The 15,188-nt window shown below is 68.9% G+C and carries 10 protein-coding genes and 1 pseudogene; 7 read left to right on the top strand and 4 right to left on the bottom strand.

The window, feature by feature from the left end; genetic code table 11:
* Positions 1-178: 178 nt before the first annotated feature.
* From OG413_RS27720 to OG413_RS27710, 3 genes and pseudogenes are all read right to left on the bottom strand, one after another.
* Positions 179-1,165 (bottom strand): Lrp/AsnC family transcriptional regulator, encoded by a 987-nt coding sequence (locus OG413_RS27720; RefSeq protein WP_266810505.1) that lies wholly within the window; start codon positions 1,163-1,165, stop codon positions 179-181.
* A gap of 186 nt (positions 1,166-1,351) precedes the next feature.
* Positions 1,352-2,920, bottom strand: a complete 1,569-nt coding sequence (locus OG413_RS27715) for an MFS transporter (protein ID WP_266813123.1) — start codon at positions 2,918-2,920, stop codon at positions 1,352-1,354.
* A gap of 361 nt (positions 2,921-3,281) precedes the next feature.
* Positions 3,282-3,563, bottom strand: a pseudogene (locus OG413_RS27710) (DDE-type integrase/transposase/recombinase); the annotation flags it as partial.
* 26 nt (positions 3,564-3,589) lie between these two features.
* Between OG413_RS27710 and OG413_RS27705 the strand changes: the two are divergent.
* Positions 3,590-3,838 (top strand): hypothetical protein, encoded by a 249-nt coding sequence (locus OG413_RS27705; protein WP_266813319.1) that lies wholly within the window; start codon positions 3,590-3,592, stop codon positions 3,836-3,838.
* 186 nt (positions 3,839-4,024) lie between these two features.
* Positions 4,025-4,447, top strand: a complete 423-nt coding sequence (locus tag OG413_RS27700) for a hypothetical protein (protein ID WP_266810504.1) — start codon at positions 4,025-4,027, stop codon at positions 4,445-4,447.
* 489 nt (positions 4,448-4,936) lie between these two features.
* Here the strand turns inward: OG413_RS27700 and OG413_RS27695 are convergent, their stop codons facing one another.
* A complete protein-coding gene (locus OG413_RS27695; protein ID WP_266810503.1) occupies positions 4,937-6,394 on the bottom strand; it encodes a sulfatase in 1,458 nt (485 codons plus the stop codon).
* Positions 6,395-6,895: 501 nt separating this feature from the next.
* On the opposite strand from OG413_RS27695, the gene OG413_RS27690 reads away from it, so the two are divergent.
* The 5 genes from OG413_RS27690 to OG413_RS27670 all read left to right on the top strand — a co-directional run bounded on the left by OG413_RS27690 (position 6,896) and on the right by OG413_RS27670 (position 14,875).
* On the top strand, positions 6,896-9,115 hold the full coding sequence (locus OG413_RS27690; protein WP_266810502.1) for an MMPL family transporter: 2,220 nt from the start codon (positions 6,896-6,898) through the stop codon (positions 9,113-9,115).
* A gap of 26 nt (positions 9,116-9,141) precedes the next feature.
* Positions 9,142-10,677 carry a streptophobe family protein gene (locus tag OG413_RS27685; RefSeq protein WP_266810501.1) on the top strand — a complete coding sequence of 512 codons (1,536 nt, stop codon included), beginning with the start codon at positions 9,142-9,144 and terminating at the stop codon, positions 10,675-10,677.
* A gap of 38 nt (positions 10,678-10,715) precedes the next feature.
* Positions 10,716-11,441 carry a response regulator transcription factor gene (locus tag OG413_RS27680; protein ID WP_266810500.1) on the top strand — a complete coding sequence of 242 codons (726 nt, stop codon included), beginning with the start codon at positions 10,716-10,718 and terminating at the stop codon, positions 11,439-11,441.
* Between the two features lie 11 nt (positions 11,442-11,452).
* On the top strand, positions 11,453-12,997 hold the full coding sequence (locus tag OG413_RS27675; protein ID WP_323137923.1) for a HAMP domain-containing sensor histidine kinase: 1,545 nt from the start codon (positions 11,453-11,455) through the stop codon (positions 12,995-12,997).
* A 456-nt stretch (positions 12,998-13,453) separates the two neighbouring features.
* Positions 13,454-14,875, top strand: a complete 1,422-nt coding sequence (locus OG413_RS27670) for a helicase associated domain-containing protein (protein WP_266810498.1) — start codon at positions 13,454-13,456, stop codon at positions 14,873-14,875.
* Positions 14,876-15,188 lie beyond the last annotated feature (313 nt).

Here is a 15,188-nt window from a genome sequence, read left to right as displayed (position 1 = left end):
CGGTATTTCGCCCCCTATTTGCGCGACAAGCGTGGCATTGGTGGACGTAATTCGCCTCGGGGCGAAGGAACCGGACGGAGGGACCCGGGCGGGCAAGATGGTCAGGCTTGGCTGCGGCGCCGCAGGCCCGGCAGCGGCAAGCCGGGGTATTGCGACAGCTTGCGGCTGCAGTGGCCCACTATGTGAGGCGTGCGCGGGGCTGTTCGTAGGTGAGGTGTTTGACCTGGCGGAGGATGAGGGCTGTTTCCACGGACTGCACGCCGTCGAGGGCCCCGACTTTGTCGCTCAGATAGGTGTACAGATCGTTGACGCCCGGGTGGAGGGTGGAGACAACGATACTGGCCGGGCCGGTGGTCGCGGCGGCGAAGCGGACTTCCGGGTGTGCTGCGAGCGCGCGGCCGACCTCGGCGAGCCTGGCCGGGGCCACGGTGAGCCAAAGCATTGCGTTGGCTTCCTGGCCCAGGGGTTCATGGTCGTGCTGGACGTCGAAGTAGAGCACGCCTGTTGCCCTCAGGTGCCCCAGGCGTCGCTTGACCACGGATTCCGACAGACCCGTCACGGCCTGGAGTTCGGTGAGCGTGGCTCGTCCGTCGCGCCGGAGCGGGGCGAGCAGCCGCTCATCGGCCGGGTCGAGCGATACGGGGCCAGCGGTCGGTTCGCCCGCTGGCGGCCGGAGGGCGGTCTCCTCCTCCGGGGTGAGAGCGCTGATCTTCGTGAGCCAGCCGAGGGCGCCGCCGTAGAAGGAGTGCAGCACGCAGTGGGCGCTGACCGAGGTGACGCGGGGGGTGCGTTGCATGCGGTCGAAGAGCAGCTCGTCGCGCTCCTGCCGGCTGCGCGGCTTCATCGCGCACATCACCTCGGTGCCACCGGAGATCAGAGCGACGTGTGCGGTGTCGGGTCTCTTGGCGAGCGCCTCGGCAAGTTGCTCGGCCACGTTCGGTGTGCAGCACAGCCGGATGATCCAGCTGCTGCGGCCGAGCCTGCTCTCGTCGGTGATTCCGAGGACGCGCAGCCCTGCCGTGCCGTGCAGGCGGCGAAACCGTCGGGCGATGGTCTGCTCGGAGACACCCAGCACCTGCGCGATACGGCTGAACGGCGCCCGCCCGTCGAGCTGCAGGGCCTGGAGCAGCTTCAGGTCGAGTGCGTCGGGTGTGCGGGGGTTCACCAGGATGTCTCCTGCCACAAGGGCGTAGGGGGATACGGACGAGGCTCATCGTCCGCGGCTTTGACCGCTGAGGCCCGGAACGCCGCCAGTGCGGTGTCCCGGGCCTCGCGGGGGGCCACCCGTTCCCAGGGCGGCAGCCGCGCCGAACCGCCCGCATCCCGCGGCGCAATCCGATCCGGCGAACTGTCACTGGCTGATGCGCTCCTGAGCGGCCGCCGCAGCAGCCGTGGGCGCCGCGTCGGACGCGGCGCCCACGGCCACGGTAACCGAGGTCTGCCGCGGGCGGCGCAGCAGGAGCGCGCTGATCATGGCTGCGAGCAGCATGAGTGCCGCCGAGACGATCAGGCAGAGATGGAGGCCGTCGAGGAAGGCCTCGGACAGGGCCCCGAGCGTCCTGCCTCTGATCGGTCCCAGGTCCATCCGGGCCACCGCGCCGAAGCCGCCCGCCTCCACGGCGGAGGCGATGCGCACGCCTGCCGCGCCACCGACGCCGGCGTCGGCGAGGTGGCCTGGCAGCGCGTCGACGGCCTTGGTGGTCAGGAGCGTGCCCAGAACAGCCGGGCCCAGCGCGCCGCCGACCTGCCGGAAGGCGTTGTTGCCGGCCGCCGCCATACCGGCCAGGTGATGCGGCACCGAAGCGACCGCGGTGGCCGTGACCGCGGTGAACGTCGTGCCGAGCCCCAGGCCGAGCAGGGCCAGGCGCCAGGCCAGCGAACCGAACGAGGTGACCGCGTCGATCGTGGTGAGACTCAGCAGCGCGGCCGCGGTGACCAGCAGTCCGCCGGTAATCAGGACACGGGCCGACACCTTCCGGGACAGTCGCCCGAACACCCCGCCCAGCGCAACGGGAACCAGCGTGACCATCAGCAGTCGCAGGCCCGCTTCAAGGGTGCTGAGGTGCTGCACCGTGCCGAAGTACAGGCTCAGTACGAAGAAGAAGCCGATCAGCCCGAGAAAGGTGATCATGATGACCACGGTCGTCGCGGTGAATGCCGGGCTGCGGAACAACGAGAGGTCGAGCATCGGGCTCTCACTGCGTCCCTCCACCAGGAGGAACGCCACCAAGCCGGCTGCCGCCACCGACAGAGCCACCATCACCCGGGCGTCTGTGAAGGAACCGGCTCCGCCTTCGATGACGCCGTACACGAGCGCGGTGACGGCGAGGGCGGCGGTGATCTGGCCGGGCCAGTCCAGGCGGCGAGAGCCGGGAGCGCGGGAGTCGCTCAGCAGCGGGACCGACAGGGCCATCACCAGGAGGGCCACCGGGACGGTCGGCAGGAAGATCCACCGCCAGGCGAAATGGTCCAGGATCAATCCGGCGATCAGCGGGCCGACCGCGAGTGCCGCCATCAGGGACGTCGCCCACAGGCCGATGAACTTCCCGCGTTCCTCCGGGTCTGGGACCGCGTGGCTGATCAGCGCCAGTGTCATCGGCAGCAGCGCGGCCGAACCCACGCCCGACAGCGCCTGCCCCACCCATACGCTCTGAACCGACTGTGCGGACAGCGACACGGCCGCCCCCAGCGCACAGAAGGCCAGGCCCGCCTGGAACACCCTTTTGCGGCCGTGGACATCGCCGAAGACCCCGGAGGCCAGGATCAGCGCGGCCACCGGCAGCACAAACGCCGAGGACACCCACGACAGCTCGGACGTCGACGCGTTCAGCGCCCGCTGGATGGCCGGCAGACTCACGGAGACCGTGGTCACCGGCAGATAGGCGACGAACACACCCACGCAGGCCATCACGAGTGTCATCACCCGCCGGTCCACCGGCGCGTTTGTTGTCGTGACGTTCAAGAAACTCTCCCTCACTGCGCCGGGCAATGCCGCCCGGCTCCGACTGCGACACCTTCCACCTCGCCTCGGATCAGGGCCAGCCACAGGGGCCGAGGGCTTGGAAGAGCGCCATCAACCCCTCAGATGCAGGGGATTTCCTCCACGACGGCTGCCCCCGCTGGGATCGGACGCTCTGCACCCTCCGCGGCGGACACCACGCTCTGTACCGCCGTAGGCTGGCATGCCGGTGCGGAACCGGATCAACCGGATCAGTTGTGTGGGCCGTTGAGGATCAGGCCCTTGCTGAAGTTGATCCCCGGGGGTGGACACCGGGTTTCACGGCGAGGGCGTTGTCATCATTTGAACCGACGCGGCCCATGCTGCGGCGGATGCCGTGCCGACGGCAGACCTCGGCGAAGGCGGCCGATCCAAATAGCGCGCCCCTGTCCGTGTGAAAGACGACGTCGCGGACCTGGCCGCCGCAGGCGGCCACGGCCATCTCGATCGCGTCGGTGACCAGCGAGGTGCGCATGTGATCCGCGATCGACCAGCCGATCACGCGCCTCGAGCAGATGTCGATGACCGTGGCGAGATACAGCCAGGTCGAGCTGACGGCGACGTACGGTTTCCGCCCCTGTCGCCCGCCTGGTGGACAACTACGGCCACGACGACGACGCGGACTTCGGCAGCGAGAACATCGTGGAGTCGTTCGTCGCCGAGGTCGTCGACCCGGAAGGCGAAAGCATCGATGTGCCGGGACCGGCCCTGGAGGCGGACCGGCATCAGCGGGTACTCGTGGTCGCCGTCGGCGGCACGGGCCGCAGCTGCGTCCAGGCGCCTGCGGCGGGGTGGTGGTTTGAGGCCGGTGATCGCCTATTACCTCTCGTGCAGAGGTAACCACGAGCCGCTGAGCCCTGTCGCCGGGCCCTTGGGCCGGTCCGGACGCCGCCGAGTCGCGGCTGGCCGACGGGGTTACGGTGGAGAGGAGGGCGATCGCGGGCGTCCGGCCGCACGGTCCGCGCTCCCGCCGTGTGGTGACGCGCCCGGATCAGCGGCACGCCGAGACGAGGAGGTGCGGTTGCGATGGATTCGGAACGTGCCGAGCGCATTGTGTCGGCGCTCCGTGAACGCAGGGTGATGGCCCACCTTGTCCAGGCGGGTGTCTATGAATTCGGTATCCGTGTGGTCCTCGATCAGGGCATCGAGGCGCTCTGGGACGTTGACGGAGCCGCTGGGCTCGACGCGGAGATCGTCGGTGAGGGGGTCCTGATCGGTTTCGTCCCGCATGTGCCCGGCTCCGAGAACTTCACCGAGTCGCAGTTGGTGGACAGCATCGCGAGAACCGACTACTCCCCGGAAGGGCTCCGCCCGCCGGCGGATGCTCCCCGTGTGCCGCCGGGTGGAGCGGATGGCCCGGACGCCCCTGCCCCGCCCCCCGTGGCCCCGCCGCCCCCGGTGGCCAGGTACCAGCGCCGCGCGCACTGGATCCGGCGGGGCCGGAAATAGCCCCGCCCGTTCGGCATGCGCCTGCCCGTCCCGCCCCCGGTGCCGTCCCGGACGGACACGCCCAATCAACTGACCAAGCGATCAAAGAGACACGCTCTAGCCGAAGCCCGAAAGGACGTCGGCTCGCTGGGCCATGCCCGGCAGCGTCTCGCTGTCGTGATGGACCGCAACTGCTCGTGGCGCACTGCCGCTGTTATGGCGCCGGTGCAGCCGCCGTGTCAGCCAGCTGCCCCAGGGCCGACACCAGAGCGCCGGCGCTCATCGACTGCGACGCAAGGTGGTCTCGTGCGGGGTGGATGTCCCCCTGTGAGGGCGAGGCACCGCGCAAGGCGTGCCGACCCCGGGCAACCGGGGCCGCGTGGCTGCCCGCACCGTCATCACGCCGGACAGTACGCGCGGCCACGCGGATCTCCGCTGCGCCAGGGAGCGGTGAGGCGGAGGCCACCTGCGGGTGGTGGAGCGATACTCATGGCGCCCGCTGCCGCATCCCTATGCCGGATAGGGCAGCAGGCCGGCGTCGATCTTCTCCCAGGCTGCCTTGAGCTCGGCCACCAGTTGCGGTTCGTGTGCTGACCGGTCGGCGCACTCCCGCTGGTCCTGCTCCACATCGTAGAGCGTGTCCTTGCCGTTCTTGTTCGGGAACCTGGAATTGGCCGCGCGGTGGTACTTCCACTTGCCGCGGCGCAAGGCCCGCTCCTCGCGGGTGCGCCAGAAGAGGTCCCGCTCGGGCCCCTTCTCGCCGCGCAACAGGTAACCGGTGAGGCTCACGCCGTCCAGCGGGGTGGCCGGGTCGAGGCGGGCCCCGGCAACGTCGAGGAAGGTAGCAGTCCAGTCCGGAGTGAACACGGGTACGTGACTGACTTGGCGGCCGTCGACGCGGGCGGGCCACCGCATGATGGTCGGCACCCGTATTCCGCCTTCGAGCAGCGCGTACTTGCCGCCGGTCAGCGGCCAGCTGTTCGAGTAACGCTCCCCGCCGTTGTCGCTGGAGAAGACGACAAGGGTGTCGCGTTCCTGCCCTGATCGTTTGAGGACTCGCATGATCTCGCCGACGGAACGGTCAAAGCCCTCGACCATCTCCCGGTACGTGTCCAGGGATCCGCCGTCCAGATGCGCGAGGGCGAGTTGGGCCTGTTCGAGCGGTAGTTCGAGGACGAGCTTCTCCAGCCGCTTGGCCTCCCCAGTGTCGCCCTCGGCGATCCAGGGCCAGTGTGCGGTGGTGAAGTTGAGGTTGAGCAGCCACGGCTTGTCGTGGTCGCGCTCGATGAACTCGCTCGCCCGCTCGGTGAGGACCCGTGTGTAGTAGCGCAAGTCCTTGTAGGGCGTCTCGCCTTCGTACAGGTCGTAGTTCCTGTCGCTGGTGAGCTTCGAGTAGTACTCCAGGGCGCCGCCGAAGTTCCCGAAGAACTCGTCCCAGCCCGACCTGGTGGGGGAGTAGTCCGGCAGGAAGCCGCAGTGCCACTTGCCGATCATCGCCGTCGTGTACCCGGCTCCGCCCAGGAGCGAGGCCAGTGTGGGATGGGTGGGTTCGAGACCGACGGTGGACTTCTCGATGATCGGCTCCTCCAACCCGGCCTCCGTGCGTCCCGGATAGCGGCCGGTGTAGAGGCTGAGCCGGGTGGGTGAGCAGGTCGAGGACCCCGCGTAGCCATCGGTGAACCGCACACCCTGCGCGGCGAGTCGATCGAGGTTCGGGGTCCTGATGTGCGGCGACCCGTAGCAGGCGAGATCGGCCCAACCGAGATCGTCGGCGAGTACGTAGAGCAGGTTCGGCCTCTTGGCCCTTCGGTCCGTGGCGGCCTGGAAAGACCGTTCCTCGGTGGCCCCAGAGGCGGCCGACGCCGCATGGGCCCCCGAGGCGGGCAGACCCGCCACCGCGGCGGCGGCCCCTGCTCCGACCGCGCCGCCGAACGCTCGGCGCGACAAGTTCTGTTCAGGCTTGGGCATGGTTCGCTCCTTATGCCGGGCGGGACGCGGGATCGGCGCTGCCCGGGAGGTAGGGAAGACAGGGCGAGAGCATGAAGCGGTGAGGCAGCTCGACGGGGCCGGCCATGTGCAGTGACCTCCGTCCGTTCCCGAGTAACTGCCGTTACCGGGTACCAGCTTGACCACGGCGACGATCGCGCATTCATTTTCGGAGGCCCCCCTCTGTGCGTTCTCTGGGAATCCTCGGCCTGCACGAGGGAGGAGAACGGGGCAATCCGGTCGCTTCCATGACAGCAGCGAGGCCGGATACCCAGGAAACCCCCAGGAACTCTCCGAAAGCTGCGAAGTCCGGTTGGGAGAGTGCAGCCACGCCGACGGACGACGGCACGGGCGAACATCACGTTCGCCCTCCCGAACGTGTGACGTTCGCCGGACCCCTGTGTACGGATGCCGCGCGAATGCCCCGTCAAGGCCGACCGCTCTGCGGTCTCCCGCAAGCCGATCCCCTCCCAGGAGCCACACGTGGCAGCCCTTCTCTGCAAACTCGGCCGGTTCGCTCACCGGCGTCGCTATCTCGTGGTCCTGCTGTGGATCTCACTGCTCACGCTGGGCGGTGCAGCCGCTGCCCAGGCCCCCGCCGCCGGGCCCACGTCCTTCGCCATGCCCGGCACCGAGTCCCAGCGGGCTTACGACCTGATCGACCGCCGGTTCGAAGGGCAGCGGGCCGACGGTGCCGCGGCACGGGTGGTCTTCAAGGCGCCGGAAGGCAGCAGAATCACTGACCCGGCCCTGCGCGACGTGGTCGCAGACACCGTCGACGAACTCGCTGCCGGACCCGAAGTGGCCCAGGTGGCCGATCCGTTCGAGGTCAAGGCGGTCAGCGCCGACGAGTCGGCCGCGTACGCCCAGGTGACCTACGAGGTCTCGGGCGCGGAACTCTCCGAACAGTCCCGCCGGGCCCTCAGCGACACGATGGCGAAAGCCTCCCGTTCGGGCATGACGGTCGAGGCCGGGGGCACCGCCCTCAAGGGAGAGCGGGGATCCCACGCGGCCGAGGTCATCGGACTCGGCGTCGCGGCCGTCGTCCTGCTGCTCACCCTGGGGTCGCTGCTCGCCGCCGGGCTGCCGCTGATCACCGCGCTCATGGGCGTGGGCATCGGCGTGTGCTCCATCACCGCCCTGGCATCGACGTTCGAACTGGACTCCACCACGTCGGTGCTGGCCATGATGCTGGGCCTGGCCGTGGGTATCGACTACGCCCTCTTCATCGTGTCGCGCTACCGCAGCGAGCTGGCCGACGGGCGGCTGCCGGAGGACGCGGCCGGGCGGGCGCTCGGTACGGCGGGCTCGACGGTGATCTTCGCCGGTCTGACCGTGGTGATCGCGCTCGCGGGCCTGGCCGTGGTCGACATCCCGCTGCTCACGAAGATGGGCGTCGCGGCGGCGGGCACCGTCGTCCTGGCCGTACTCGTCGCGCTGACCCTCGTCCCCGCGCTCCTGGGTGTGGCCGGCGGCCGCATCAAGGCACCGAGGACGCGGAACAAGCCGGAGGACCCCGAGTCCACGGACGGCTCCCGCACACGCCGGGCATCGAACGTGGGAGGCCGCTGGGCGTCGTTCGTGACCCGCCGGCCCGTGGCCGTGCTGGTGGCCGGTGCGTCCGTGCTGTGCATGCTGGCCGTCCCGGCGGCGTCCATGCAGCTGGGGCTGCCGGACGAGGGCTCCCAGCCGGTGACCAGCACGCAGCGCAAGGCGTACGACCTCATCTCGGAGAACTTCGGCCCCGGCTTCAACGGACCGCTCCTCGCGATCGCCGACACACAGGGAAGCGACGACCCGAAGCAGGCCGTGGGTGAACTCACCACCGTCATGAAGGACATCGACGGAGTCGCCACCGTCAGCCCGCCCCGCTTCAACAACGCCGGCGACACGGCCATGATCACCGTCATCCCCGCATCACGTCCCGGAAGCGCCGAGACGGAAGCCGTGGTCCACGCCATCCGGGATGCGGGCGGCGACGTCATGAACGACGGCGGCGGCCGGCTGATGGTGTCCGGAAGCACGGCGATGAACGTCGACGTGTCGCAGAAGCTGAACGACGCCCTCCTGCCCTACCTCGCCCTCGTCGTCGGACTCGCCTTCCTCCTGCTCATCCTGGTCTTCCGCTCCCTCGCCGTGCCGCTGAAGGCCGCCCTGGGATTCCTGCTTTCTGTCGCCGCCTCGCTGGGCGCCGTCGTCGCGGTCTTCCAGTGGGGCTGGCTCTCCTCGTTGCTGGGCGTCACCGACCCGGGGCCCGTGATGTCGATGATGCCGATCTTCATGGTCGGAATCGTCTTCGGCCTCGCCATGGACTACGAGGTGTTCCTGGTCACCCGCATCCGCGAGGCGTACGTCAACGGGCGGACCGCCCACGACGCGATCACCGCCGGATTCCGGCACAGCGCCCGCGTGGTGACGGCCGCGGCCCTGATCATGATGGCCGTGTTCGCCGGATTCATGGGTGCGGACGAGCAGATGGTCAAGACCATCGGTTTCGGCCTTGCCGTCGCGGTGTTCATCGACGCCTTCATTGTGCGGATGACCCTTGTTCCGGCCGTACTGGCGCTCATGGGCGACAAGGCGTGGTGGCTTCCCCGCCGGCTCGACTCCGTCCTTCCCCAGCTGGATGTCGAAGGGGACGGCCTGCGGGTCGAAGAGGAGCGCGAAGAGCTCGCCGCGCGTGTGCGCAGCACCCATTCCTGACGGTCGAATACGGAGAAGGAATCCCTATGTCCATCCTGTCGAAGAAGAACACCTCACGGAAATCCGTGCTGAAAGGCCCGGCAACGGTCACCCGTCACTTTCTGGAAGGGGCGGGTTCCCTGATCGTCGCCGTCACGGTGATGGCGCTTGTGGGCTACACGGCTCTGCGGAGTCTGCACGCCGAATCGATCGGCCCGCTGACTCAGCTGGTGCCACTGGTCCTCGCCATGGCGGTCGGCGGCTCGCTGACGCTGTCGTCGGCGGGTGGCACGCCGGCCGTGGGCGACGAAGCCGCTGGTGGTGGGCTGGGTGGACTCCTCGGAGGCACGGGAGGGGGCGGTGGCATGAGTCTGGAGGTGACAGGAGGCATGGACCTGATGCCGCTGTCGCTCACGCTCATCGGCTCCGTGGTGCTCGCCACGCTCTTCTACCGGCCGCTCGGGCGGCGGGCACGGCCGACCGGGCCCATGCTCGGCGTTCGCTTCGGAGGGGCGGCCCTCGCCGCGGTGACGCTGTTCGCCGCGGTCGCCTCCCAGGCATCCGGAAGGCTGCGGTTGCCGGAGTCGGTCACCTCGAAGATCGGCAAGGGGAAGGGAGGCAGTCGCACCGGGGGCCGTGGACTCAGCGATGTGATGAAGGACGTCGCCGTCGACGTGGATGCCGGAGCCGTCGCGGTCCAGGGAATCACCTGGGCGCTCGTCGTCCTGCTGATCGGCTGTGTCGTCGCCCGCCGTACCACCCTGCCCCGTGGTCTCGCGACGTCTTCCCATCGGCTCAAGTGGAACCCGGTGACCTCTGCGGTCGCCGACGTCTACCTGGCGCTGGCCCTCGTCCCGTTGCTGCTGTCCGCAGCCCTGGCCGCCGTGGCGCTGAGCGGTCGCGATCTGCCGGGCGCGGCCGGGAAGGCCATCGGGGGGCTGCTGCTCCTGACGCCCAATCTCCTGACGATCCTCCTCACCTCGGGTCAGGGCTTCGCCTGGCTGGGGACCATGGAGCGCCAACAGGGCAACGGCGGTCTCGGGGGCATGCTCACAGGCCAGGCCGCCGCGGCCCCGGAGTCGGCTCCCCGCGCCAAGAAAGTGATGGACATCGCCGTCGCGGGGATTCCCCTGTGGGCCGTCGGGCTGGCCCTGCTGATGTCCACGCTGCTCGTCTGCGGCTATGTGGCCACGGCCCGTACCCCCCGCCCCATCCCGCGTGAGGCCGCTAACGCACTTCTCGGTTTCCACCTGCAGATCGCGGTGCGCATCGGCGTCATCACGTCTGTGTGCACGGTCCTTGTGTCCTGGCTCACCACGGCTTCCGGTGGATTCGGCATCAGTATCATGGGCATGCAGATGGGGGGCGCCACGGCCGACCTGAGCGGGGACTGGCTTCTGGCCTGTCTCACCGGAGGTCTGCTCGGCGGCGCTGCAGGCTACGGTGGAAGCCATCTCCATCGCCTGCTGCGCATGCGGCGACCCGTCACGACTCCCATCGTGAAGCGCCGCCCCGGCCCCGGTCGGAGCCAGTCCGCGCCGGCGGAGCGCGCACGGCCCGCGGCTGCGGCCGAGAACTCGTGAACGCGCCATAAGGCGACCGACTGTCCAGGATGCCGACGATGACCACTCCCTTTCCGACGGCCAGCGGAAATCTGCTCGTCGTCGACGACGAGCAGACCGTCCGGGAACTGCTGCCGACCGCACTGCGCTACGCCGGTTTCACGGTGGACACGGCTGCCACCGGCGAACAGGCCCTGGAGAGGGCGGCACAGCACCCGCCGGACCTGGTTCTGCTGGACGTCATGCTCCCCGACATGGACGGCTTCGAAGTGATCCGACGCCTCCGTGAGCAGCCGAACGTGGCCATGACCGACCGGCTGGGCCCCATTCCCGTGGTCTTCCTCACCGCCCGCGAAGCGACACAGGACAAGGTCAACGGACTTCTGCTCGGGGGAGACGACTACGTAACCAAGCCGTTCGACCTCGAAGAGCTGATCGCCCGAATACAGGCGATTCTGCGCAGGACCATGGGAAACCCCTACTCGACCTTGAAGATGGCCGACCTCGAGCTCGACCCCGAGGGGCATCAGGTGACCAGGGGAGGCGTGCCCGTCCGCCTTTCGCCCACCGAATTCCGACTGCTGCACTTCCTTCTCTCGAACCCCGGCAGCACCGTGTCCAAGTCGCAGATCCTCGAACACGTCTGGCGATACGACTTCGGTGGCGATCCCAGCATTGTGGACAGCTACATCAGTTATCTACGGCGCAAGATCGAAAACGGCGGGCCGAAACTCATCCACACCGTCCACGGGATCGGATATGTGATGCGCGGCCCGCGCACGTGATGGTGCGCAGGGTGGCGTCGCGGATCCGGCGGGCGGTGAACCGGTACTCCCTGCGCGCGCGTCTGCTGTTCCTGGCCGCGACGCTGCTCGCCGTCGGTCTGGTGACCAACGCGTTCTTCGTGAGCAGTGCGCTGAGCGGGTACCTGATGGAGCAGGCTGACACCCGCCTCAAGGTCACCACGCAGATCTGTGCCCGGCTGCCCGTCGCCGCGCTGGAAGTCTCACAGGGCGCCGAGCGATTTCCCTCGCGGAGCCACTTCAGTAACCCTGTGGTCTTCTACGCGGACGATCAGGGCACGGTCCTCAACCGGATACCACTACCGGAGAAGCTTCCGCCGGGGGACGGGCCGGACCTGCCCGCCCTCGACGTGCACGCCGTCGACGCGCGGAAGGGCGATCCGTTCACCGTCGACTCCCGGAACGGGCCGGGGCGATGGAGGGTCATGGCCGTGCCCTACATCTTGGGCACCAGCGCCCCGGCCGATGTCGCCACCCAGCCGGACAACGTGATCGTGGCGGCGTCCCTCTCCCAGGTCGACGACACGGTGAGCGAGATCCGCACGATATCCGCCACCGTGGGCAGCGTCCTGCTCTGCCTCCTCACGTCGGCCGGCTGGCTGGCCCTGCGCTCGAGCCTGCGCCCGCTGACCCGTATTGAGGAGACCGCGGCGGCGATCGCTCACGGCGACTTCTCCCGCCGTGTGCCGACACTGGCCGGGTCGCGAACCGAAACGGGCCGACTCACCACGTCGCTCAATGGGATGCTCGTGCAGATCGAGACGGCCTTCCAGGCCAGGGAGGAGGCCGAGGCGCGAATGCGCCGCTTCGTTGCCGACGCCAGTCACGAGATGCGCACCCCCCTGGTCGGCATCAAGGGATATACGGACCTTTACCGTATGGGTGCACTGCCGACGCGCCGGAACGTTGACGAGACGATGGAACGCATCGCCCGGGAGTCCGAGCGCCTGGGCCGACTCGTCGAGGACATGCTGCTGCTCGCGAGGCTCGACGAGAGTGCGTACCTCGCCCGGCGGGGGGCCGCCGCGCCGGATCAGTACCCGCTGGAGCTCGCGCCCATGGACCTGCGCACTCTTGCGGTCGACGCCCTGCACGACATCCACGCCATGGATCCCACCCGGTCCGTCGCACTGACCGGCCCGAACGCCGGTAAGGCCACCTCGGCACCCGCCTTGGCGGACGAGGCGCGACTGCGGCAGGTGGTCAGCAACCTGGTCGGAAACGCGGTGAACCACACCCCGTCCGGCAGCGGCATCCGTGTCGGGGTCGGCTCGCTGGACGGTCACGCCGTGATCGAGATCGAGGACACGGGCCCCGGTCTGACGGCTGATGAGCAGGAGCGGGTCTTCGAACGCTTCTACCGTGCGGACAACTCGCGCAGCCGCACGGCGGGCGGGGGCTCAGGACTCGGCCTCGCCATCGTTCACGCACTCGTCAGCGCGCATGGAGGCCGCATCGAACTGCGGTCGGAGCCCGAGGAAGGGTGCTGCTTCCGCGTTCTGCTGCCCCGGCTGAGCATCGAGACGCATGAGACGTGAGAGGCCGTTGTGGTATCGCGAAGTTCGCCCGGGGATCGGGGGTTCCGTGTTGCGTGTCTTTCCCGGGGCCGAGGCCGGGACGGGGGCCACGGCCAGGTCTGAGGCCGGGACCGGGGCATGAAGGCAGGGCCTCCTGGTCCGACGGGAGCGCCGGTAGGGATTCGGCGCCAAAGCCGCAGCGCCGACCGGGCGTAGCCTCGCGCCCGGGTCAGCTCCAATCGGTCGGGTAGCCGGGAGCACGCAAGAGGCTCAGCAGTTCGTCGTCCGGTGATCAGGAGGCTTCCCGTATCCTGGTACAGGGCGAGTGCCGGGTCGCTGTTCGGTGTCGTGCGTGACCACTCGGCGCAGACCGCGGCCGAGATCCGTGCAGGTCACAATCTTTGTGGCGCCGCAGCTCACGACGTCCATACCTTGTGTACCGTTCCTGCGGGCCGATGCCCTGTCTGGGCTGCTGATGTGAGTGTGCAGTCGATCAACGGTACTCATACCCCTGACCAGCGCCACGCCATTCTGACCCGTTTCACCAACGCCGACCGGGGCGTGCTCACTAACGCGCAGGTCCTGGGCGAGGGTGTTGACCTGCCCGGCGTGGACGCGATCGTGTTCGCGGACCGTACCGCGAGTGTGCGCCGTATCGTCCAGGCCCTGGGCCGTGCCCTGCGTAAACCCCCCACCACCGACCATAAAACAGCGAGCCTGGTCATCCCCGCCTACACCCGGCCCGACGCCGACCCCACCGACCTCCTCTCCACCCCCTACGAAGCCCTGTGGCTGGTCACCGCGGCGCTCCGGCATCATGACCAGTCGATCGCCGCCCGCGCGCCGCGCGGGAACACCAGGCGCCGCCTGGCGACCGATACCCACCAGCTGCTCGCTCGCCGCTTCCGCTTCGACTTCACCCTCGACACCGACCGCATCGCCCAAGCGATGGACCTGATCGCCTGGCCCGCAGCCGGCGCCGCCCTGTCCGCGCCACGCCGGGCCGGCCTCGCAGCCGCCACCCGCTACCAGGCCGAGCACGGCCACCTGCATATCCCGACCTCCTACGAAGACGCCTACGGCTACCGCCTCGGCTCATTCATCGACGGACAGCGCACCGCCTACCACCAAGGCACGCTCACCGCCCAATGGATCACCGAACTCGAAGACCTGGGCATGACCTGGGACGCTCACGAAGCCGCCTGGCAGGGCCACATGGCCACCGCCGAAGCCTTCCACACCGCCCACGGCCACCTCGCGATCCCCACCACCGAACCAGGCGGCCAATTCCTCGCCGACCAACGCACCCTCGCCCGCAAGAACAACCTCGACCCCACACGCGAAACCCAACTCACAGCCCTCGACGCCCACTGGACGCTCCCTCACGGCCCGGACTGGCACCGCAAATACCACCTGCTGCGCCGCCACATCGAAGCCGGCCACGCCCCTGCCACCCTGCACCGGGACCTGGTGATCGAGGGCGTGAAGGCCGGCAGCTGGCTGCACCGTCAGTTCACCACCTGGACCCGGCTCGAGGACGGCCGGCGCACCCTCCTCACCCACCTCGGCCTGACCCCCGGTCAAGTCCCGTCTCCCGCACAGAGCGCGAGCGCCACGCCCAGGGCCCGGACCCGCCGTTCCTTCCACCAGACCGCCGAGCTCCTGCGCCTGTTCGTGGAGCGCCGGGGACGCCCGCCCCGTGCCCGGGAGTGGATGGAAGCCGACGGCGAGCGCGTCATGATCGGCCCATGGCTCTGCAAGGTGCGCACCAGGCGAAATCTCCACCAACTGTCCGAGGAGAAGAGCCAGTTGATGAGGGAGATCCTCAAGGACGATTGGATCACGGCAGACCATGAACCCTCCACAGAGGAGCCCGGCCAAGTCCCGGAGATCCCATAGTTTTTTGCTTCCATAGAGTGCACAGTTCAACCCGAAGCCGCCAAGGCAGAAACCCCGGACTCCCAGCGGCCGGAGACAGCCCCTTCACCCGGACGACATAAGCACCCCGAAAAACAAAACCCGACAGCAGCCCAACCACCCCACCCAACAGCCGCGTTGAGGAATCCGCGAAGCGGATTCCGTCAGCTCGGATCGCGGAGCGATCCGAGCTGACGGTCAACGGAGTTGACCGCCGGTCAACGGAGTTGACCACCCAGCCGCGCGGAGCGCGGCTGGGTTCCGTCGCGTAGCGACGGCGCGTCGTGTCTGCGGG

This window comes from Streptomyces sp. NBC_01433 (assembly GCF_026340105.1).
GTDB lineage: Bacteria > Actinomycetota > Actinomycetes > Streptomycetales > Streptomycetaceae > Streptomyces.
Note: the sequence above shows the minus strand (reverse complement) of the source record. Positions and strands in the feature narration are given on the sequence as shown.